This window comes from Crocosphaera sp. UHCC 0190 (assembly GCF_034932065.1).
Lineage (GTDB): Bacteria > Cyanobacteriota > Cyanobacteriia > Cyanobacteriales > Microcystaceae > UHCC-0190.
Window position 1 is genome coordinate 102070 of the sequence record NZ_JAYGHP010000014.1, and the last position, 22093, is coordinate 124162.

22 protein-coding genes are annotated in these 22093 nt (G+C 38.5%); 15 read left to right on the forward strand and 7 right to left on the reverse strand.

Annotated elements, in window-relative coordinates:
• Positions 1 to 8: 8 nt before the first annotated feature.
• Positions 9 to 233, forward strand: coding sequence for a type II toxin-antitoxin system HicB family antitoxin (locus tag VB715_RS17730; protein WP_416336954.1), 225 nt, complete (start codon positions 9 to 11; stop codon positions 231 to 233).
• Between the two features lie 292 nt (positions 234 to 525).
• Here VB715_RS17730 and VB715_RS17735 read toward each other — a convergent pair whose 3' ends face one another.
• Together VB715_RS17735 and VB715_RS17740 are read right to left on the reverse strand one after the other, a co-directional pair.
• Positions 526 to 1305: a pentapeptide repeat-containing protein gene (locus VB715_RS17735; protein ID WP_323302548.1), complete on the reverse strand. Its 780-nt coding sequence runs from the start codon at positions 1303 to 1305 to the stop codon at positions 526 to 528.
• A gap of 81 nt (positions 1306 to 1386) precedes the next feature.
• Positions 1387 to 1587, reverse strand: a complete 201-nt coding sequence (locus tag VB715_RS17740; RefSeq protein ID WP_323302549.1) for a hypothetical protein — start codon at positions 1585 to 1587, stop codon at positions 1387 to 1389.
• Positions 1588 to 2041: 454 nt separating this feature from the next.
• On the opposite strand from VB715_RS17740, the gene VB715_RS17745 reads away from it, so the two are divergent.
• A complete protein-coding gene (locus VB715_RS17745) occupies positions 2042 to 5308 on the forward strand; it encodes an efflux RND transporter permease subunit (RefSeq protein ID WP_323302550.1) in 3267 nt (1088 codons plus the stop codon).
• On the opposite strand, the gene VB715_RS17750 is transcribed toward VB715_RS17745, so the two are convergent.
• Complete coding sequence (locus VB715_RS17750) at positions 5305 to 5754, reverse strand: hypothetical protein (protein WP_323302551.1); 450 nt, start codon at positions 5752 to 5754, stop codon at positions 5305 to 5307. The two genes, VB715_RS17745 and VB715_RS17750, sit on opposite strands and share 4 nt — an antisense overlap.
• A gap of 148 nt (positions 5755 to 5902) precedes the next feature.
• Here VB715_RS17750 and VB715_RS17755 point away from each other — a divergent pair, with 148 nt between their 5' ends.
• Together VB715_RS17755 and tgt are read left to right on the forward strand one after the other, a co-directional pair.
• The gene (locus VB715_RS17755) at positions 5903 to 6454 is read left to right on the forward strand and encodes a hypothetical protein (protein ID WP_323302552.1); all 552 of its coding nucleotides are present in this window, start codon (positions 5903 to 5905) and stop codon (positions 6452 to 6454) included.
• Positions 6455 to 6550: 96 nt separating this feature from the next.
• The gene (gene tgt / locus VB715_RS17760; RefSeq protein ID WP_323302553.1) at positions 6551 to 7651 is read left to right on the forward strand and encodes a tRNA guanosine(34) transglycosylase Tgt; all 1101 of its coding nucleotides are present in this window, start codon (positions 6551 to 6553) and stop codon (positions 7649 to 7651) included.
• A gap of 6 nt (positions 7652 to 7657) precedes the next feature.
• On the opposite strand, the gene rppA is transcribed toward tgt, so the two are convergent.
• Positions 7658 to 8329, reverse strand: a complete 672-nt coding sequence (gene rppA / locus VB715_RS17765; protein ID WP_323302554.1) for a two-component system response regulator RppA — start codon at positions 8327 to 8329, stop codon at positions 7658 to 7660.
• A 302-nt stretch (positions 8330 to 8631) separates the two neighbouring features.
• Here rppA and VB715_RS17770 point away from each other — a divergent pair, with 302 nt between their 5' ends.
• Entirely contained in the window at positions 8632 to 11154 is a 2523-nt protein-coding gene (locus VB715_RS17770; RefSeq protein ID WP_323302555.1) for a glycogen/starch/alpha-glucan phosphorylase, read from the forward strand.
• A gap of 54 nt (positions 11155 to 11208) precedes the next feature.
• Here the strand turns inward: VB715_RS17770 and VB715_RS17775 are convergent, their stop codons facing one another.
• Positions 11209 to 12309 carry a metallophosphoesterase family protein gene (locus VB715_RS17775; RefSeq protein WP_323302556.1) on the reverse strand — a complete coding sequence of 367 codons (1101 nt, stop codon included), beginning with the start codon at positions 12307 to 12309 and terminating at the stop codon, positions 11209 to 11211.
• A 115-nt stretch (positions 12310 to 12424) separates the two neighbouring features.
• On the opposite strand from VB715_RS17775, the gene def reads away from it, so the two are divergent.
• Entirely contained in the window at positions 12425 to 12988 is a 564-nt protein-coding gene (gene def / locus VB715_RS17780; protein WP_323302557.1) for a peptide deformylase, read from the forward strand.
• A gap of 32 nt (positions 12989 to 13020) precedes the next feature.
• Positions 13021 to 13218, forward strand: coding sequence for a hypothetical protein (locus tag VB715_RS17785; protein WP_323302558.1), 198 nt, complete (start codon positions 13021 to 13023; stop codon positions 13216 to 13218).
• Here the strand turns inward: VB715_RS17785 and VB715_RS17790 are convergent, their stop codons facing one another.
• Positions 13219 to 13791 carry a DUF2062 domain-containing protein gene (locus VB715_RS17790; protein WP_323302559.1) on the reverse strand — a complete coding sequence of 191 codons (573 nt, stop codon included), beginning with the start codon at positions 13789 to 13791 and terminating at the stop codon, positions 13219 to 13221. It abuts the gene before it with no gap.
• Between the two features lie 120 nt (positions 13792 to 13911).
• On the opposite strand from VB715_RS17790, the gene mnmE reads away from it, so the two are divergent.
• The 4 genes from mnmE (at position 13912) to thiL (ending at position 17895) form a co-directional block, all read left to right on the forward strand.
• A complete protein-coding gene (gene mnmE / locus VB715_RS17795) occupies positions 13912 to 15294 on the forward strand; it encodes a tRNA uridine-5-carboxymethylaminomethyl(34) synthesis GTPase MnmE (RefSeq protein ID WP_323302572.1) in 1383 nt (460 codons plus the stop codon).
• Positions 15295 to 15448: 154 nt separating this feature from the next.
• Positions 15449 to 15904, forward strand: a complete 456-nt coding sequence (locus VB715_RS17800; RefSeq protein WP_323302560.1) for a DUF2141 domain-containing protein — start codon at positions 15449 to 15451, stop codon at positions 15902 to 15904.
• 135 nt (positions 15905 to 16039) lie between these two features.
• The gene (locus tag VB715_RS17805; RefSeq protein ID WP_323302561.1) at positions 16040 to 16915 is read left to right on the forward strand and encodes an ABC transporter permease; all 876 of its coding nucleotides are present in this window, start codon (positions 16040 to 16042) and stop codon (positions 16913 to 16915) included.
• Positions 16912 to 17895: a thiamine-phosphate kinase gene (gene thiL, locus VB715_RS17810; RefSeq protein WP_323302562.1), complete on the forward strand. Its 984-nt coding sequence runs from the start codon at positions 16912 to 16914 to the stop codon at positions 17893 to 17895. Before VB715_RS17805 ends, thiL begins: the two co-directional genes overlap by 4 nt.
• Here the strand turns inward: thiL and VB715_RS17815 are convergent.
• A complete protein-coding gene (locus tag VB715_RS17815; RefSeq protein ID WP_323302563.1) occupies positions 17892 to 18437 on the reverse strand; it encodes a Uma2 family endonuclease in 546 nt (181 codons plus the stop codon). The two genes, thiL and VB715_RS17815, sit on opposite strands and share 4 nt — an antisense overlap.
• A 119-nt stretch (positions 18438 to 18556) precedes the next feature.
• Here VB715_RS17815 and VB715_RS17820 point away from each other — a divergent pair, with 119 nt between their 5' ends.
• The 4 genes from VB715_RS17820 to VB715_RS17835 all read left to right on the forward strand — a co-directional run bounded on the left by VB715_RS17820 (position 18557) and on the right by VB715_RS17835 (position 21915).
• Positions 18557 to 20095 (forward strand): glycine betaine ABC transporter substrate-binding protein, encoded by a 1539-nt coding sequence (locus VB715_RS17820; protein ID WP_323302564.1) that lies wholly within the window; start codon positions 18557 to 18559, stop codon positions 20093 to 20095.
• 57 nt (positions 20096 to 20152) lie between these two features.
• On the forward strand, positions 20153 to 20851 hold the full coding sequence (locus VB715_RS17825) for an META and DUF4377 domain-containing protein (RefSeq protein WP_323302565.1): 699 nt from the start codon (positions 20153 to 20155) through the stop codon (positions 20849 to 20851).
• Between the two features lie 113 nt (positions 20852 to 20964).
• Positions 20965 to 21420 carry an LppP/LprE family lipoprotein gene (locus VB715_RS17830; protein WP_323302566.1) on the forward strand — a complete coding sequence of 152 codons (456 nt, stop codon included), beginning with the start codon at positions 20965 to 20967 and terminating at the stop codon, positions 21418 to 21420.
• A 105-nt stretch (positions 21421 to 21525) separates the two neighbouring features.
• Positions 21526 to 21915, forward strand: coding sequence for a DNA adenine methylase (locus VB715_RS17835; RefSeq protein ID WP_323302567.1), 390 nt, complete (start codon positions 21526 to 21528; stop codon positions 21913 to 21915).
• Positions 21916 to 22093: the final 178 nt, after the last annotated feature.

Below are 22093 nucleotides of genomic sequence, written 5' to 3' on the forward strand. Positions count from 1 at the left end.
GAGAATTTATGATGAATATTCCTGAGCGCATGGTTATAGAATGGTCTGCTGAAGATAATTGTTATTTAGTGCATTTACCAAATTTTCCTTTTCAACAGTTTCATCCCCATGGGGAGACTTACGAAGAAGCAGCAAAACATGGTCAAGAAGTAATAGAAAGTTCAATTGAATGGTATCAAGCAGAAGGTAAAACTCTGCCAATTCCGAAGATAGTTATTAATGTAGCAGCTTGACAGTCTTTTATTTACTATTTAAGAGTTTTCATCTATTGATAATCCCCAACTTCTACAAGTTGGGGAGTTTCAATAATAGGCTCTACCGAATCTAGGATGTAAAACGATTAAAAATTACAGGCTTAAACCCTTAAGGGTTAAGCTATAGGAACTAAGCCTGGCTACCCAGGCTTAAAATTAGGCTGTGTAGACAGCCTTTGTGCTTATAGAATAAGGCTTTAGCCTATATTTATTTATTAATTTTACATGGCAAGTTCGGTAGAACCCAATAATATAAGGAATTCTGGCAAAATCAGGTTAAAGTCGAGTCAATTAGATTGGCAAAATTACCAATAATTTTTGAACAAGTGTTGATGAAATTTTGCGTCCACTCTTGGGAATAACGTAATTGCAATGCGCTAACTGGTTGCTCTAAATTTCCCAAAAAAGTAATTTGTTGCTTATTTTCTACAGAAAATTGCTTTAACCATTGAGGATTTGGACAGGATATTTCCCAATATTTAGTTGCTAGGTTTGGCCCCAAATATTGACAACCTAACTCATATACATAAACCAAGCTAGGTAGTAATTCTTGAACTGTCATGTCCTTGGCTTTGAACATTTTAGCATCAAGAGGGTTAAAATCTGAGGGAAACTTAGTGCATTCGTTGTAGAAAGCTCCTGTTAAATTGGTTCTTGTCAATTCAATTCCGACTAAGCAAGCATCACGAAGATCAACTTCTTGAAGACTAGCCCAATTTAGACAAGCTCCGGTTAAATAAGCTCCCCTCAGATCTGAATTATCTAAGATAGCTTCTGCTAAATTAGCTTGATTAAGATGGCTACGTTTTAGGTTGGCTTTTCTCAATTTAGCTTGCTCAAAATTCACTCTATTTAAGTGACAACCTTCTAGGTTAGCTTCATCTAAAATAGCTCTTTTTAAAGAAGATCCAGTTAAATAGGCTCCCTGTAAATTAGCAGCTTTGAGGTTAGCTCCTTGTAGATCTAAATTTTTTAAGTCAGCACCCTTTAAATCAGATCCAGCTAAATTAGATCTTGTTAGAGAGGCAGAATTAATGAGATTAACAGTCATTTCCTTGAGCGTCCTTGTCTGTGAATAAATATTACTTATCTGCTAGTAAAAATAATATTTTCAGCAGCTTTTCTCTGCTCTTTAATTGAGCATTTTGATCAGTTGACATTGATCAATAGCTTGCTCAAGTAGCTCAGTAATTTCTTGAGTTTCTGATCTCTTGATTCTGCATTTAATTTGTTCAAGATTATTCATCAACTCGGTAAGGGTTGATACTCTTTCTTGTCTTTGACTAGCTAACATGGCAGACAAAGAAACAAGCGACGGACCAAAAGGTGTCATACAAAATTCCTCGAAAATGATAGTTAGTAGAACAACAGTTTTACAAGATATCAGTGTAAGGAAATGTCAAACATTAGCTTACTTGGTATCCTAAACAAATCAGGGATAGAAAAGGTTTATTACTTCTAGATCCGTATGTTAAGTATTGTAACAGCAAAGATGAGAATTTGTCTATTCAATGATGGGTTAAGAAAATTTGACGAAATTGTAACCTCCTTGTACCCGTAGCTTGATTATTTGTCAATAAGTATGAATACTCAGCAAAAATCAAACAAAAAGCTCAAAAATTAGTCACTTTTTCCGTAGGCAGATGCACTTCCGTTAATATGTTAAGCTTGTAAAGATTCTGTAATTTATAAATTTTTGACTACCTAATCTAGTTTGATTTTTCCATAATTTCTTGGATTTACCAACTATTTATGGAAGAAAAGACTGATTTATTTCGATTTTGCTTATGAACCCCAAAATTAACCCTTCTCGTCTTGGTATTAGTGGCCTCGCTATCCGTCAACATATCGGAACTTTAATGCTAACCTTAGCAGTGATGGTAATAGGGATTTTTTTCGTTACCACTATCCAAGTAGACTTACTTCCTTCTATTACTTATCCCCGTATTGGAGTACGTTTAGAAACCCCAGGAATTGCCCCGGAAATTGCCATTGATGAAGTTACTAGACCCCTTGAACAAGCATTATCCGCAACAGAAGGAGTCGAACAAATTTATTCACAAACCCGTGAAGGTAATGTTAGTTTAGACTTGTTTTTTAAGGTGGGAGGAAATATAGATCAAGCGTTAAATGATGCCACTGCTGCGTTAAATCGTGCGAGAAATAATTTACCCGATAATTTAGAATCTCCCCGTTTATTTAAGTTTGATCCTTCTCAATTACCTGTTTATGAATTTGCCTTAACTGCATCTTCAAGAGAAGCTGTAGATTTGAGAGTATTTGCTGATGAAGAATTGGCCAGAGAATTAACTGTTATTCCTGGGGTTGCTTCTGTTGATGTTTCCGGTGGGGTAGAAGAAGAAGTTAGGGTTAATATTGATTTGAACCGTTTACAAGCTTTAGGTGTGGGTTTAAGGGATGTTTTAGATGAATTAGGAGAAACCAATCAAGATGTAGCTGGAGGCCGTTTATTAGGGGAAAATGGGGAACCTTTAACCCGTGCAGTCGGACGTTTTAAAGAGGCAGAAGAACTTCGTAATTTGTCTTTTGCGGTGACTGGAAATACAACAGAAATTGGGCCATCTCGACGGGTTTATTTACGAGATTTTGCTGAGATCATAGACGGGACAGAAGAACAAAGAATTTTTGTCTCTTTAAATGGTCAACCTGCCGTTAAAATTAGTGTGCAAAAACAGCCGGATGCTAACACGATTCAAGTTGTGGATGCAGTTAAAGCAAAAATTAAAATTTTGCAAACTCAAGAAGTTATTCCTGATGATTTTAGTATTATTACGACATTAGATGAATCTATTTTTATTCAAAATGCTATTAATAATGTGATTAATTCTGGTTTAGTAGGAACGGGACTCGCGGCCTTTGCTGTCTTATTATTTCTAGGATCAATTCGTCAAACCTTTATTATTGTTTTTTCCATTCCGTTAGCGACTCTTTCGGCTGTAATTTTGATGAAATTATTTGGCTTATCTCTCAATGTTTTTAGTTTGGGAGGGTTAGCATTAGGAGTCGGAATTGTGGTAGATAACTCTATTGTGATGTTAGAAACTATTGCTGAAGGAGTCGGTGTTACCCCAGGAAAAAATAGCAAAAGTCGCTTAAGTTCCCGTCAATTAATTAATCGCTCAATTCGTAGTAGTCAGAGTGTTGAATCAGCTTTAATTGCTTCTACTAGCACAAATTTAGTAGCAGTTTTGCCCTTTTTGATGATTGGTGGTTTTATTTCTTTACTGTTTAATGAATTAATTTTAACCATTAGTTTTGCTGTCGCTGCTTCTATATTAGTCGCTTTAACGATTGTTCCTATGTTAACCTCAAGATTATTAGGGATTCGTTGGTCAAGTGGTTTAAATAAATTCTGGCCATTATCTTGGTTTAATCAAGGATTTAATGCAGTTACTAAAGGTTATCAATGGTTACTCTCAAAACTCATTAAAGTACGATGGTTAGTGATCATTATTTCCTTTGTTGTTTTAGGTGGTAATAGTCTTAATTTAGCACAACAAATTCCCCAAGAAATTTTACCTCGTATTAATACTGGACAAGCAAGATTGATTACTCAATTTCCTCCCAATACTCCCCTAGAAACCAATCGAAAAATAATGGATATTGTTGATAAGATTGTGCTTGAACAACCAGAAACTCAATCAACTTTTACTACGTCAGGCGGCTTTTTATTTGGTTCTAATACCAGTGAAAATGTCTTAAGAGGGTCAAGTAATATTATTCTAAAACCAGGTACTGATGTCGAAGCTTACAGTGAAAGAGTTAGCCAAGAATTTGATAAATTAAATTTAGTAGGAATTCGCTTAAGATTAAGTCCAGATGCAGTGCGAGGGTTGATTTTAAATAACTCACCTGTGAGACGAGCAGATATTGATTTAATCCTACAAGGTAACGATCAAAATGCCTTAGAAGAAGCAGGAGAAACTGTTTTAAAAGTATTAGAAGAAAATGTCACGTTAGCTCAATTTCGTCCTGATGCTGATCCCCGTCAACCTGAGATTCAAATTCGCCCTGATCTTGAGCGTTTAGGGGCTTTTGGTTTAAATATGACCGATATTAAGGATTCTCTTGAAACTGCTATTCAAGGAACCGTCCCGACGCGCTTACAGAGGGAAAACCGCTTAGTAGATATTCGGGTACAATTGGATCAAGATCTCATCCGTCGTCCCTCTCAATTAAGCCAAATTCCCTTATTTACTCAGGAAAATCGTCTTGTTCGTCTAGGAGATGTGGCAAAGCTCGAAGAAGGAAAAGCCCCTGCGGAAATTCAACGAATTAATCAGCGTCAGGTCTTTATTTTAGCGGGAAATTTAACTGAGGGGGCAAGTTTAGGGGCAGCACTCGCAGAAGTTAAGCAAGTTTTAGATACAATAGAGTTACCTGAAGGGGTAAGAATTCTCCCTAGTAATGCTCAACAAAGTAATGAACAATTACAATCTTCTTTAGGGATTTTAGGCGGTTTAGCAGCCTTTTTAGTCTTCGTTGTTATGGCAGTTCAATATAATTCTTTGGTTGATCCTTTAGTTATTATGTTAACCCTTCCCTTGGCTTTGTGTGGGGGAATTTTAGGGTTATATTTTACCCAAACTGCTATTGGTGCAACCGTCATTGTTGGGGCAGTTTTATTAATCGGAATTGTGGTTAATAATGCTATTGTTATGATAGAATTGGCCAATCAAATTAGGCTTGAAAAACGTTGCGATCGCCCTACAGCAATTATTCAAGCAGCACCCCAAAGGTTACGCCCCATTTTAATGACAACCATTACCACTGTATTAGGAATGTTACCCTTAGCAATGGGAGGAGGGCAAGGGGGAGAATTCTTACAACCCCTAGGAATTGTTGTCTTTTCTGGGTTATCTTTAGCAACATTATTAACCCTATTTATTATTCCTTGTTTCTATGTATTGCTTCATGATTTATTCAGATTAGGAAAACGGAAAAAGTCAATAAAAAAGCCTTCTTTACTGTTACCAGAAGAAGCAATTGATTCGATTACCTACAAAAAAATTACCACGAAAAATAAACCTTAAGGAGTCGTAATATCCTGATCCCAAAAATCAACTTTAGCCATACGACAAATCATGTTATATTCATCAGCAAATTGATGTATCCATTGGCCCATAAGTCTATTTTCGTCGGTTCCTTGAAGCCAGGTAATAGTTAGAAGACTAATAATCCCATCATCAGTTGGTTCACAAGTAAATTTTAAGGTTCCTGTTGGAGTATCAGACAAACCTTGTTGACAATTCCAATCTTTTTTCTCAATAATATCTTTCCAAATCTTGTCATTTTTGGCCTCAACTAAAATACCATCTTCTTGATAATTACAAGTCCAACTAAGCATTTGTCCTGGATCATTAGGTAGATCATCTAAATTATTAGGGTTACTTTCTGCCCTTAATTGAGCCGATAAATTCAAGGAAGTAAAGAGCAAACTAACAACACCGAGACTCAAACCGGAAACATTAACTTTCATAACTTGTCTATCACTCCTTAATACACGATTTAAGATAATACTCTAGTTAGGGACAGTCATTTGATCAAACCATAAAGTTTTCCTAAAAATCCAGTTTAAAAAAAACGACTAAGTTTAAACTGAATCTAGTTAAGTTTTAACAAAAATTATGAAAACCTGGCAAAATATTCTGGTTTTTCTGCAAATTCCCTCCCTGTCCATCCTGTCAACCCCCTATTTAGCCATCCCTGTTAACGCTCAAGGCTCGAATATTGCCTGTTTTGAGTATGTCCAAGGTTTGGGAGCAAATCAATCAACAGCCCAGTCAATCTGTGAAAGCTATCCCCAATATGCGGGTTATTGCGCCGATAAAGTCAGGAGTATTGGGGGAAACTGGCAAACAGCCGAATCTTTATGTAAATATGGTACTCGTTTCTCTGGACAATGTTTTTTGAGTTTGAGAGCCCAGGGAGCAACTTGGGATGACTCTAAGTCTATGTGCCAAACCGCCACAGCCACCACGGGTATATGTGTGCGTGATGCAATAACACAAGAAGGGTTTTCCTGGCCAGGTGCATTAAAAGAATGTGGTCGTCCTAATGTAGCTGATGCTCTACAAAATTGTATCAATGGATTGGCTTATGATGTACATGGGAACTCGACAGGAATATCCGCAGAGGCAGCTTTACAAGAATGTAATTCTGGGAGAAGGACACCTTAAATGGGGGAAAATTTGGGCAAGACTTCTCTTGTTTGTGACAGCCTAGAAGGCTGTGTTACCATTTACATCTCAAGTGTAAATACCAGATAAATTATTGTGGGCTTTTCTTTTCATTCCCAAAAACAATGTTGTCATACCCACGCTAGGGCCGGTGTTTGGTCAACTCCTCATGGCCTGGTAGAAACCCCAAAATTTATGCCTGTGGGAACCCTCGCAACGGTGAAAGGCCTAACTCCCGCCCAACTGCAAACTACGGGCGCACAAATGATTTTAGCCAATACCTATCATCTTCATCTCCAACCGGGGGAAAGTATTATCAAAGCGGCTGGGGGACTTCATGGGTTTATGGGATGGCAGGGCCCCATTTTAACCGATTCTGGGGGCTTTCAAGTGTTTAGCTTGAGTGAATTGCGACAAATTCGAGAACTGGGGGTCACGTTTCGTTCTCCTAGAGATGGCCGTATGATTGAATTAACTCCCGAACGTTCGGTACAGATTCAAAATGACCTGGGGGCCGATGTGATTATGGCTTTTGATGAATGTCCCCCAGGTAATGCTGACTATGCTACGGTGGCCGCTGCTACTGATCGCACCTATCGTTGGTTGGAACGTTGTATTAATGCCCATCAAAGACCCCAGGAGCAAGCTTTATTTGGTATTGTGCAAGGGGGGATTTATCCTGAGTTACGTTGTCAGGCTGTGTCAGGGTTGATCGAATTTGACTTACCTGGTTATGCGATTGGAGGGGTTAGTGTGGGGGAAGAACCGGCCAAAGTACGGGAAATTGTCACCTTAACGGCCCCTTTGCTTCCTGCTGCTAAACCTCGCTATTTGATGGGGGTGGGAACTTATAAGGAAATGGTGATGGCGATCGCTGCTGGGGTCGATTTATTTGATTGTGTGATTCCTACTCGTTTTGGCCGTCACGGGACTGCTTTAGTGGCCGGAGAGCGTTGGAACCTCAAAAATGCTCAATTTCGAGAGGATTTGACTCCCCTTGACCCCGACTGTCCTTGTTATACTTGTCAAACCTTTAGTCGTGCCTATCTCAATCATTTAGTGCGATCGCAGGAAATGCTCGGTTATATCTTGTTATCTTTGCACAATATTACGGAATTGGTGCGGTTTACCCAACGCATTCGAGCAGCAATTTTAGGCGATCGCTTTACCACGGAATTTGCTCAATGGTTTGATTAACAAATATCAATCCCCAAACCGATAACCTTTACCATAAACCGTATAAATTAAGGGGCCTTCTTCTTCTATTTTGCGTCGCAATAGACGAATTAAGGCCGCTAAAACATTACTATTAGGTTGTTCTTGTTCTGTCCATAAATGCTGATAAATTTGTTCATGGGTTAAAAGTTGGCCAGGATGTTGCATAAAATAAGTTAATAGTTTAACTTCCTTATCAGAAAGGTTCATCATTCTGCCCTGGCGATAAGCGACTTGATTATCCCGATCTAATTCTAAATCTGCTACCTTTAACTTACTGGTTGTCGTCGCTTCAAAAGCAGGGGAACGCCGCAACAAAGCGCGAACCCTCGCCATTAATTCCCGTAATTCAAAGGGTTTAATTAAATAATCATCGGCCCCGGCATCTAGTCCAATTACTCGATCATCTAGGGTATCTTTTGCTGTTAGGAAAAGCACTGGGGTGGTGTTTCCCTGCGATCGCAAGCCTTGACAGATGGCAATACCTGGTTTTTGGGGTAACATCCAGTCTAATATTAACAGATCGTAGGTATTTTGCAAAGCTAATTCATAGCCTTTTTGACCATTATCTGCCACATCAACTTCATAGCCTTCACGGGATAAAATATGATAGAGGGGTTCAGTTAATTCCGCTTCGTCATCTACTAAAAGAATTTTCATTAATGATTAAATCCCTACAATATTTATGATAATTTGTAGGGACATAATACCATTATGTCCTGTGGATTATACTCTTTGGTTATTGCATTAAATAAACCTAAAGAAATCAGGAAGATGCAACATATATCTTTTACAATCGACCGTGAACGATATCGGTATAGAGATTGAGAAAAGTACATTTGTCAAAGAAGCATAACCAAAGCAATCTAATCTCACCACATAATTGTATATGCTGGCCTTTGATTGCTTAGCTAAATCTATATTCTTCAGATAAGTTTGCATAGCCTATTCAGGATTAATTTATGGACAGTACCTTAACCTCTCAATTCAATAACCCGAACATTAAAGTCGAAGATGATCGCACAGGGATGAGCAAAGAAACCCTAAAGCGGGCATTTCTCGACCATCTTTTCTACATTCAAGGCATTGATCGTTCAGAAGCCTCCCTTCATGACTATTATATTGCCCTTTCCTATACTGTCCGCGATCGTCTACTCCATCGTTTCTTAAAAACAGTAGACACCTATAAGAAAGAAAAAGTCAAACTTGTTTCTTATTTCTCGGCTGAATTTCTCATGGGTCGTCATCTAGGTAATAATTTAGTAAACCTGGGACTTTATGACAGAATCAAAGAAGTGGTCGAAGAGTTGGGACTTGACTTTGATGAGATTATCGAACAAGAACCAGATCCAGGGTTAGGGAACGGTGGTTTAGGGCGTTTGGCTGCTTGTTTCTTAGATTCTTTAGCCTCCTTAGCCATTCCTGCCATTGGTTATGGTATCCGCTACGAATTCGGCATTTTCCATCAAATGATCAAAGATGGTTGGCAGGTAGAAATTCCCGACAACTGGTTAAGGTTTGATAACCCTTGGGAATTAGCTCGTCCTGACGACGCGGTTGAGGTAAAATTAGGGGGTCATACAGAGACGATCCATGATGAACATGGGAATGTCAAAACCGTTTGGATTCCTGGTCGTACCATTCTGGCCGTTCCTTATGATACTCCTGTTCCTGGTTATAAAACCAACACAGTGAACCCCTTAAGACTGTGGAAAGCCGAAGCGAGTGAAGCCTTTAACTTTGAAGCCTTCAACGCAGGAAATTATGATCAGGCAGTGGCCGAAAAAATGGATGCAGAAACCATTTCCAAGGTTCTCTATCCCAATGATAATACCCCCGCAGGACGGCAACTGCGCCTAGCCCAACAATACTTTTTTGTCTCTGCATCTCTACAAGACTTAATTCGCATCCATTTACGGACTCATGATAGTTTAGACGACTTCAACGAGAAAATAGCTGTACAACTCAACGATACCCACCCAGCAGTAGCGGTGGCCGAGTTAATGCGGTTATTAGTCGATAAACACAATTATGATTGGGACAAAGCCTGGGATATTACGAAAAAGACCCTCGCCTATACCAATCATACCCTGATGCCAGAAGCCCTAGAACGTTGGTCTGTGGATCTATTTAGCAGTCTTCTGCCCCGACATTTAGAGATTATTTACGAAATTAACCATAGTTTTCTTGAAGATGTCAAAACTTGGTTCCCCAACGATGAAGATTTAGTCACGAATCTTTCTTTAATTGAAGGATGGGAAGACAAACGCATTCGGATGGCGAATTTAGCCTGTGTGGGTTCCCACGCTATTAATGGGGTTGCCGCCTTACATACGGAACTCTTGAAAAAAGACACCCTCAAACATTTTGCTAAACTTTGGCCTGAGAAATTTTACAACAAAACCAATGGAGTAACCCCTCGTCGTTGGATTTTATTAAGTAACCCTGCCTTATCAGCTTTAGTGACTGAAAAAATTGGGGATGGTTGGTTAAAAAATCTCGATGAAATGCGGAAAATTGAAGCTTTCATTGAAGATCCAGATTTCCGTTATCGTTGGCGAGAAATTAAACAAGAAAATAAGCGCAGTTTAGCTGCTTACATCCTCAAAAACCGCAACATTCAAGTTGATCCTAATTCTCTGTTTGATGTGCAAGTAAAGCGCATCCATGAATACAAACGGCAACATTTAGCTGTCTTACATATCATCAGCCTCTACAACCATATTAAGCGCAATCCTGATGTGGATGTTCTGCCCCGTACCTTTATTTTTGGTGGTAAAGCGGCCCCTGGTTATTTTATGGCCAAATTGATTATTAAATTAATCAATGCCGTCGGTGAAGTCGTTAATAAAGATCCTGATGTTCGGGGACGTTTAAAAGTCGTATTCTTGCCTAACTTTAACGTTTCTATGGGCCAAAGGATTTATCCGGCTGCCGATCTTTCTGAACAGGTTTCTACCGCAGGAAAAGAAGCCTCTGGAACCGGAAATATGAAATTTGCGATGAATGGGGCCATGACTATTGGTACCTTAGATGGGGCAAATATTGAGATTCGGGAAGAAGCGGGGCCGGAGAATTTCTTCCTCTTTGGTTTAACGGCTGAAGAAGTTTATACCATGAAGGCCAAAGGGTATAATCCTAGCGAATATTACAACCGCAATGGTGACTTACAAGGGGTCATTGATCGCATTGCTAATGGTTACTTTAGTTATGGAGATCAAAACCTGTTTAAGCCCATTGTTGATCATCTTTTGTATGATGATCCCTATATGTTGATGGCAGATTATCAATCCTATATCGACTGTCAAGAAGAGGTCAATAAGGCCTATCGAGATCAGGATAAATGGACAAGAATGTCCATTCTTAATTCCGCCAGAATGGGTAAGTTTTCTTCTGACCGAACCATTGGTGAATACTGTCGGGAAATTTGGAATGTTAACCCAGTGACCATCAATATTGAGGACTATAATCCTGCTAAGTTTTAATTAAAAAATAGCCGAAATAAAGGGTTAGAAAATATAAATTTCTAGCCCTTCTATTTATTCCTTAACAAGATCTCGTCGCCAGACTTTACCAATAGATTTTGGTAAGGTTTGAATGTCAATCACTTGTCGGGTTTTCATGTCATAAGTAGTGTAAATCGTCTCTGCTTTTTCTAAAGAAATATCGACCACAGTTAAACTTTTTTGTGGGGGTAAATTACTATTTAAAAGTTTACGGGGCCCTGCGCCTAACGCCCCAGTATGAAGTAATTCTAATTGACCTTTTTTCCCTGGATAATAAGCATGATGATGACCACTTACATAGGTATGAACATCATATTTTTCTAATAAGGTTTGTAATTTTTCTCCTTCATACATAAAGTTTCCCCCATCATCTCTCCCTACTGCCACAGGATACAAAGGAAGATGACCAATGGCTAAGCGTAATTTCGCTTGTTTCGCATCTAAACTGCTTAAACTTTGTTCAACCCAAGTTAACTGTTCAGGGGAAATAATATGAGTAGAAGCATCCCAAACCAGATAAAAAATATTTTGTTGTTTAAACGTATAATAAAAAGGAAAATTCCCCCGATCAATAAAGTTTAAACCTGGATTATGATTAGGATCATTCCAATAAACGGAAGCCAGATCTCGTTCTGATTTAAACGTCAATTTTCCTTGACTAATTGACCCTGAACCATCATGATTACCAATGGTAAACCCCAAGGGAATTTTGGCCTGACGTAAGGGTGCAGCAATATGGTCATCAAAGGCTGACCACATGGCTTGAATTTGAGCCTGGGTAAGCGATCGCTTTTGTCCGGCAATCATATCGCCTCCACATAAGACTAAATCCGGTTGCCACCCCGGAATTAAGGCGATCGCCTGGTCAACTTCCGGTTCATAAGTCGTTGATCCATACTGACTATTAAGATCGCTAATGACAACAATTCTTACCTCTCCCTTAAGGGGGGCAAATAGTCCATCAGGGGCCACCGCAACGGGTTGAGAAACTGGGGGTGTTTGATCGGGTATTGCCGATTCAGGTTGAGGGGTAAAATTCTGATTACGACTGAAAACTTGATGGGTAATGGTGGCCATTCCCACCCCCAAAAATCCCCCCGTAATCATTAAAAATTGACGACGCTTATAAGCCATATTTTTATTAAAAAATCAATTAACCACTTATTGTAAGTCTGCCAGATTCATATTAAAGTCTTATGGTATAGGTTAAAATAGAATCAAATAAAATCGTTAATCGTCTCAACTTCCTATGACGGGTGTAATCACAGTAGAAAAGCAAAAATTAGAAAATCCTCCCCTAGAAATTCATTATCTGGGCGATCGCGCTTTGCGGCAACCTGCAAAACGTATTGCCAAAATAGATGACTCAGTGCGGCAATTAGCCAAAGAAATGCTTCAAACCATGTATAGTTCTAGTGGTATTGGTTTAGCTGCCCCCCAGGTGGCGATTAATAAACAATTAATTGTCATTGACTGTGAACCCGATAATCCGGCCAACCCGCCCTTAATTTTAATTAACCCGACGATTACTCGTGCTTCTCAAGACCTTTGTGTGGTAGAAGAAGGATGTCTGAGTATTCCTGGGGTTTATTTAGATGTAACCCGGCCCAAAACCATTGAAGTTACCTTTAAAGATGAACAGGGTAAACCACGCAAAATAGAAGCGACGGATTTATTAGCGCGGGTAATTCAACATGAAATGGATCACCTCAAGGGTGTTATGTTTGTGGACCGAGTGGAAAATGATCTGGCCTTAACGGAAAAACTTCAAGAGAAGGGATTTTCCAGAGGGGCAGTCAAACCGATAAAATAAAGAAATTTGTGAGCAAATAAGGAGTAACATTTGTGACCCCCAAAAGTGGCGTATTATTATTAGGGTCTTGTATTACAGCGATCGCAGGTGTGGGTTCTGTGTTTGAATTGTCCTCAGGAACCCCCGAATTAGGCAATATGACTACGGGTATCATTTTAGCCTTGAGTATCCCCTTAACGGTCTTATTTTTCGTGGTGGCTGTCAAAGATACCAGGGCGAATATGAAATAACTAGGGGTTGCTTTTATATCTTCTGGCCCGGCGTAAGCGATGCCAACGGGATAACAGCCGTAAACTGAGCAAATAAGTTCCTATGGCGGCGATAATACCCACAATAAAACAGCCAAAAAACAGAGTTACCATAAAATCAAGGCCTGATTCTTGTAAAACTGACCAAGATTGCCAGTTTTGGGGGAGGTTTGGCTGAGGGTTTCTTCTGCCTATTCTTAATAGTAATTCCCCTACTTTATAATTAAAAGCGAAGATCGGCACATAGGTTAAAGGGTTACTCACCCAGGTTCCGGCCGCCGCGGTCAATTTGTTTCCCCGAAAGATCGCCGCGAGTAAGACTCCCATAAGAGTTTGTAGGCCAAACAGAGGAAAGCATCCCGCAAACACCCCAAAGGCTAACCCCCGCGAAATTGATTTCGGTGTGCCGCGCAACCGTCCAAACCGCAAGTATAGATAACGCCATTGTCGTCTCCATCCAGAATACCGACGTTGAGATAGGGTAATTTGAGGTGTTTTCTTGGGCTTAATGATTATTGCGATGGGGGAACGGCCAGAAGGAGCATGATGAGACATTCTGCTGAATCCAAGGAATCACTGTTCTTCTATCCTATCAATCCTTTTTTGCTTCAATCACACCTATTTTCTTATTATCGTGAAAAATTAAGATTCATGCAAGAATTAGGAGCGAAGTTAATGGCTGACAAGGTTATCCAAGGAGAGACGATCGCGGCGATCGCTACGGCTATTGTTCCCCAACAAGGGAGCATTGGTATTGTACGTCTATCGGGTCAAAATGCCCTGTTTATCGCTCGTACTCTATTTTATGCCCCTGGAAAACAACAATGGGAGTCTCATCGCATTCTCTACGGTTTCATCCGTCACCCCCAAACCCAACAAACCATTGATGAAGCCTTATTATTGCTGATGTTAGCTCCCCGTTCCTATACTTGTGAGGATGTGGTCGAATTTCACTGTCATGGGGGTATTATTCCCGTACAGCAAGTTCTCCAGTTGTGTTTGGAACAAGGGGCCAAATTGGCTCAACCAGGGGAATTTACCATTAGGGCCTTTCTCAATGGCAGAATTGATCTCACTCAAGCAGAAAGTATTGCTGAATTAGTGGGGGCGCGATCGCCTCAAGCTTCTCAAATTGCGGTGGCCGGGTTACAAGGAAAATTGGCTCAACCGATTCGGCAATTACGTCATACTTGTTTGGATATCCTGGCAGAAATTGAGGCGAGAATCGATTTTGAAGAAGATTTGCTACCCTTAGATGAAAATGTAGTTTCTGAGGGGTTAGAGGCGATTTTAAGGCAGGTTGAGACTATTTTATCTACAGCCGATCAGGGGGAATTGTTACGCACGGGCTTAAAGGTGGCGATTGTGGGCCGTCCTAATGTGGGAAAATCGAGTTTATTGAATGCTTGGAGTCGCAGCGATCGCGCTATTGTTACAGACTTACCGGGAACGACACGGGATGTGGTGGAGTCTCAGTTAGTGGTGGGGGGCATTCCGATCCAAGTTTTAGATACGGCAGGTATTCGGGAGACGGTGGATCAGGTGGAAAAAATTGGGGTTGAGCGATCGCGTTTGGCTGCTCGTCAGGCTGATCTTATTTTACTAACGATTGATGCTCAAGTGGCATGGACAAGAGAAGAAACAGAAATTTACCAACCAATTGCTCATCTTCCGGTTATTTTAGTGATTAATAAAATTGATTTGGCGACCCCAGATTTTTCTCAATTTCCTGCACAAATTAAGCATATTGTCAAGACTTCGGCCGCACAAAATCAAGGTATTGATGGTTTAGAAAAGGCGATTTTAGCCTCAGTGCATCAAGAAAATTTAAAGGCAGCTAATTTAGATTTAGCGATTAATCAACGGCAAGCGGCGGCTTTAACCCGCGCTAAAATAGCTTTACAACAAGTAGAGGAAACGATTAATAATCAACTGCCGTTAGATTTTTGGACAATTGATTTGCGTACGGCCATTCAAGCATTAGGAGAAATTACGGGAGAGGAAATCACCGAATCAGTCTTAGAACGGATTTTTAGTCGTTTTTGTATTGGTAAATAAGGTTGGGGTTATCAATTTAATCCTTGAGAATTAAGCTCAATAATTCATTTAATTTAAAAAAGATGGCCCAATATATGCTATAAAATTCTTAGGGTTAATTCTTTTATCATTAGACAGAAAAATAATCTGATCAGTTCTTCACCGTAGATAAATTATGACTAATAAATTTCTAGTTAGTTCCTTATTACTCCCTTTACTGGGAACCTTAAGTGCGTCCCTTCCTGTCTATGGAAATACAACCAGTAATCTAACGGTTGAAGTTAATGGGGTCAGCGATCGCAAAGGACAAATTTGCTTTAGTTTATTTGCTAGTAGTCGAGGTTTTCCTAGTAGCGGTGACGATGCAGTACAAAAACAATGTGTGAAAATTACCGATACTAACCCTAGAATAACCATTAATAACTTAGCCCCTAGTACCTACGCGGTAGCTGTATTTTGGGATGATAATTCCGATGGTCAACTTAATCGTAATTTCCTCGGAGTTCCTACTGAGAAATTTGGGTTTTCTAGTAATCCCGTTGTCCGAACTGGCCCCCCTAAATTTGGAGAATCTGCTATTCTTGTCACAGGAAAAAATGTGATAATTTCAATCAAATTGCAATCTATTTAATTAATATTTTATCGTAGAGGCGTTTTAAAAATCGTCTCTACTTTAGCCATTAATTTTGTTGGAGTTAGAGTTTTGTCAAAAGACTAAGGATCGGTTACAATTTTCTAACATATTTTAGTTATTGTTGAAATATCTATGATTCTAACTAAACTTAGTTTACCTCATTTCTCCCATCTTAGTCTTGCCCAAAAAATAATGTATATTGGCATAGGCATGACAATTTTTTGGTTATTTATTGCCTTATTTGCCCCACTTTTACAAGGAATTGGCTTTTTACAAGATCCCGCAGATTTATTAAGTAATGTTCCTGTCGAGTCTCCTAGTTTCAGTCATTGGTTTGGCACAAATGTTCGAGGATATGATGTTTTTTCCCGGACACTTTTAGGTTCACAAGCAGCTTTAAAAGTTGTTATTTTGTCCACATTTTTATCGATGATAATTGGGGTTCCCCTTGGTTTAATTAGTGGATATTTAGGAGGAAAAGTTGATAAAATACTTCTGTTTTTAATGGATACTATTTATACAATTCCAGGGTTATTATTATCTGTGACTTTAGCGTTTATTTTGGGTCGTGGTATCCTTAATGTAGCAATTGCGGTTAGTATTGCTTATATTCCTCAGTATTATCGTATTGTTCGCAATCATACCACCAGTGTGAAAACTGAGTTATTTGTGGAAGCAGCAAAAGCAATGGGAGCCACCCCAACTCGTGTCTTATCTCGCTATTTATTTTTTAATGTTATTCAAAGTGTTCCTGTGGTCTTTACTTTAAACGCTGCTGATGCTATTTTAGTCTTAGGGGGCTTGGGATTTTTAGGCTTAGGATTACCGGAAGAAATCTCAGAATGGGGACATGATCTTAAAGAAGCATTACCCGACTTATCAACAGGTATTTGGTGGACAACTTTATTCCCTGGAATGGCCATGACTTCCATGGTGGTTGGGTTATCTTTTATTGGGGAAGGCATTAGTGAAATGTTTAACCCCGCTTTACGTCATAAAAATCGATGAAAGTTAGGGATATTGGAGAACAAGGCCTGTTAAAGATACTGCAAAAATTTTGTCCCCATGATATTATCGGAGATGATGCCGCTATATTGTCCCTCGATCCTCGACAAAAATTAGTTGTCACCACTGATGTGTTAGTGGATGGGGTACACTTTAGCGAGATGACGACTCCCCCCGATGCGGTAGGATGGCGCGCAGCTGCGGCTAATTTATCAGACTTGGCCGCTATGGGTGCAACCCCTATCGGAATTACAGTAGGGCTAGGCTTACCAGGAGAGACATCTGTTGCCTGGATAGAACGTTTGTATTTAGGGATAACTCGATGTTTACAGGTTTATCCAACTCCCATTGTAGGGGGGGATATTTGTCGTTCTCCCGTGATTACTGTGAGTATTACCGCCTTGGGTCAAGTATATCCTAATCGTGTCATCCGTCGCTCTACGGCCCAACCTGGTCAAGTTATTGTCATCACAGGGTATCATGGTATGGCGCGGGCAGGATTAGAATTATTGCTCAAACCTCATAGCCAAGAGAATCTAACCCAAGGCAGCATAGATAAATTAATCTTTGCTCATCAATACCCGAAACCCCGTTTAGATGTGCTTCCTTACTTATGGGATGTCGTAGGCACAACGACGGTAACAGGAATGGATAGCAGTGACGGGTTAGCTGATGCCATCATGCAGATTTGCCGCATGAGTGGGGTTGGGGCAGAAATTGAGCTATCATTACTCTCTATTCCCCCCATCCTATCACAATGGGTATCTGTTGAGCAAGGGTTAGACTGGGTATTATATGGGGGAGAAGATTTTGAATTGGTGTTATGTTTACCGGAAGTGTTAGGAATTAAGTTAGTTGAACAGTTAGGAGAAGGGGCGGCAATTATTGGTAAGATTGTTGATGAACTTAGGATAGTGTTAATGGAGGATAACCATCAACAGCGAGAGTTAAGTTTATCAGCAGGGTTTCAGCATTTTTCTTAAGCATTAATTAGTCTGTTAACAGAGACTGTAATTTCAGGAAATGCTAGTAAAGTGACATTTCCTTGTTTTATTTCCTTTCTAACTATATAGTCACCTTGATCGGGTTCTCGAAAAATAATTAGGTTTTTTTGTTTCATATCAATTACCCAATATTCTTGGATTTGGTTATTAGCATAAATTGTTTTCTTTTTACCTAAGTCTGTTTCTAAGGTTGAGTAAGAAATTTCAATGATTAACAAAACATCTTCGGGATAAGGGTGTCGTTGCAGATAGGTTTCTCGCGGTAAGTGAACAACAGCAATATCGGGTTCAGGTTCAGAATTTGCTAAAGTAATTGGCCCATCAAAACGCACATAAGCTTGATTTTGTAATAATTCTTTAAGGTAATTAGCTGTATTTTCTCCTAACATATAATGAGGCGCACCTTCTGGACTCATTTCAATAATTTCTCCTGCTAATAATTCGACCTGACGATCTTGTAAAATTCCCGCTTCAATCATTTGATGATAATTTTTAATTGACCATTTTGCTAAGGCTTCCATAACTTATATTTCCTCAACAACTTTAACGATTAATATTGCCTATTGTAGCAGAAAAACGAGAAATTTTCTTGAATCAACTAAGTCTGATAAAATATTAGAATAAATTCCTTCCTTTAATCATGAATAATTTTTCTTGGATTCCCTATGGTTCAGAAATACTCCTCCGTACAGGAGAACATTTAATTTTAGTATTGATAGCGATGGGTATGGCGATCATTATTGGCATTCCTTTGGGAATTATTATGACCCGATATCCGAAACTTGCCAATCCCATTATCACCGTTGCTAATGCTATTCAAACTATTCCTAGTTTAGCTCTTTTTGGTTTTTTAATTACGGTTCCTTTCTTGGGAGGAATCGGGAAAAATCCTGCCATTGTTGCTTTAACTCTTTATGCTTTGCTTCCCATCATTCGTAATACTTATACGGGAATCAAGCAAATTAATTTAGGGGTCAAAGAAGCAGGAAAATCATTAGGAATGACCCCTAGACAGATTTTAATTTTAATTGAAATTCCTTTAGCATTAGGGGTTATTTTAGCGGGGGTTAGAGTCTCAACAGTTATCTGTGTTGGTGTGGCGACTATTGCTGCTGCGATAGGAGGAGGAGGGTTAGGAGTTTTTATTTTTCGGGGAATTTCAACCGTTGATAATCAATTAATTTTAGCGGGGGCAATTCCTTCTGCTATCATTGCTTTATTGGCAGATTGGGGAATTGGCCGTTTAGAAATAAATTTAACTAAAAGATCAACAAAAAAACCAAAATATTCTCAAAATATCTTAATTATTTTTGCATTATTAGGAGTAATTATATGTAGTGCCTTGGGAATTATTAATCAATCAAAAGGAGAGATAATTATTGGTTCTAAAAATTTTACAGAGCAAGTTATTTTAGGAGAAATATTAGCACAACAGATTGAAAATAATAGCAATCTTAAGGTAGAGCGTCTTTTTGATTTAGGGGGAACATTTATCTGTCATGAAGCCGTTAAATCTCAAAAAATTGATGGTTATGTCGAATATACAGGGACAGCATTTACAGCTATTTTAAAAGAAAAACCCATTAATAATCCCCAACTTGTCTATCAAAAAGTGAAAGAAGCTTATCATAATCAATTTCAGCTTGAAGTGATGCCATCTTTAGGATTTGAGAATACATTTGCCATTTTAATTCGGGGAGAAGATGCCAAAAAATATCAGATTAAAACCATTTCAGAAGTAGCCAAATATACTCCTGAATGGCAAGCAGGTTTTGGTCATGAATTTTTAGCCAGAGAAGATGGTTATCCTGGACTTTCTAAAACCTATAATTTAACCTTTACCAGTCAACCAAAAGCGATGGAATTAGGCTTAATGTATCGTGCTTTAGCGGATAAAAATGTTGATTTAGTCGCAGGAAATTCGACTGATGGGCTAATTTCTGTCTTGGATTTATTTATGTTAGAAGATGACAAGCATTATTTCCCTCCCTATGAAACCGTACCTATTTTTAATCAAAAAACCTTAAAAGAACATCCTAAATTACAACCAATAATTGAACATTTATCAGGACAAATATCCTCCCAGGAAATGCAAAAACTTAATTATCTCGTTGACCATGAAAAACAACCAGTTAAAGCTGTAGTTAAAGATTTTTTAAGTCGTAAGGGCTTAAGTTGAAATTTTTGCTATAATCATCAATACATTGTTGTTCAATTAACTAAAAATATAAAAATAATGCTCAAAAACAAAACAATAATCAGAATTATATGTCCATTAATTCTGACTTCTATTTCCGGTGTTTATTCAAGTTCTATTAGTCAAATTTCTGCTAATGAAACTCGACGAAATCAACCCATTTATTTAGCACAAAATCAACTCAAAAATTCCTTAGAAGGAACGGAATGGCAGTTAGTCGCATGGCATGAAAATCAACCCTTAACAGATAAATCAGCAACCCTTACTTTTGACAAAGAAAGAGTATTTGGAACCGGTGGATGCAACCGTTACACCGCAGGATATGAACAGAATGATAATAGATTAAAAGTAGACGTTATTGCCGCTACTCGTATGGCCTGTCCTGAAGAAATAATGACCCAAGAAATGTTATTTTTAGCAGCATTAGAAGGAGCCAAAATTTATACAATAAATTCTCAAGGTCAATTACAAATTGCTTATATTAAGCAAAAACAATTAGGAATTATTACCTTTAAACCTCTTTCTAAGAGCAATACACCTACAACAGAAAAAACCGTTTATATCAGTCCTGAAACTGTAGATTGTATCGGAGTTGCACCAAAAAAATGCTTACAAATAAAAGAAACCCCAGGAGACAATTGGACATTATTTTATGAATCTATTGAAGGATTTACCTATGAACCTGGTTACAATTATCAAGTAAGAATTGCTCAAAAAAAAATCCTAACCCTCCGGTAGATAGCAGTAATATTCGTTGGTCATTAGTAGAAGTTATTAGTAAGACTCCTGAAAAACAACAGACGAAAATCTGGTTAGATAATGATCTAAATAATTGGAATAAATCAGGTGCAATGATTCCCAATGCACCGAAAATTGATGCTGAACCCCCAAGTATTGATCGCTGTAAAAATCAATTAAGAGAGGCAAAAACTGATCAAGAGAAAGCCATTATTCGGGCCGGTTGGGACTTATTTGGCCCCATACAAACCTATGATAAAACAAGTGTGATAACTGCCATGAGTGGAGTTGATGGAATGTGTCGTCCTTTAGGTTATCAAGCATTTGTTTTTGTGGAAGGACAATTTGCAGGAACCCTATCTCCTGAAACCATGAATTCTCGTTTAGATGGGGATATTTCTCGTATTTTTTTAACCAGTCCATCCAGTTTATTTGTAGAATATAAGAGATATAGAGAAAGTGATCCTTTGTGTTGTCCTTCAGGAACAAATCGGGTGGATTTTAAAATTGAACCCAAAGACGCGAAACCTTTTTTAGTTCCTGTAAATGTAACAACAGAAAATAAGTAAGGAGTTAATCAAAATGTCTACAGATATTTATAATTATTCAAGGTACAGAGCTTGACTTTTAATCCTATAGAATTTATCGTTTAATAAGATCTCTTTGGATAAGTTGTGAGTAAAAATCAAGTCAGAAAGTTAAGTAATTCTCCTTTTAGATATCCTGGGGGTAAGTTTTATGCTCGTAAGTTAATCCTTCCTTGTCTTCCTAAACATCATAAATATTGTGAACCGTTTGTCGGTGGGGGTTCTATTTTTTTTGCAAAACATAATGCAAAACATAATATTTTAAATGATAAAGATCCAGAACTAATCAATACTTATATTTCAATAAGAGATCATGTCGAAGATTTAATAAAACTATTACAGGGAATTCCTGCGACTAAAGAAATCCATCGATATTATAAGTTAGATTATTCCCCATCTAATGATTTAGAGAAAGCGATGAGATGGTTTTATTTGAATCGGACTTCTTATTCTGGAATTATGAAACAAGCTAAGTAGTCGGACATAAATAAGCAGCACTGTGTTAACTTATGTTAAGATTTTTCAGGCGATCGCTAAAAAAAATTCCAAAAGTATGTTAATAGAGTTAGTCAAGAAATAGATCAAATAATGTCATCTCCTCCTTTAAGAGTATTTTTAACATCTGAGCAAGAAAGAACCCTATTTGAGTTAAGTA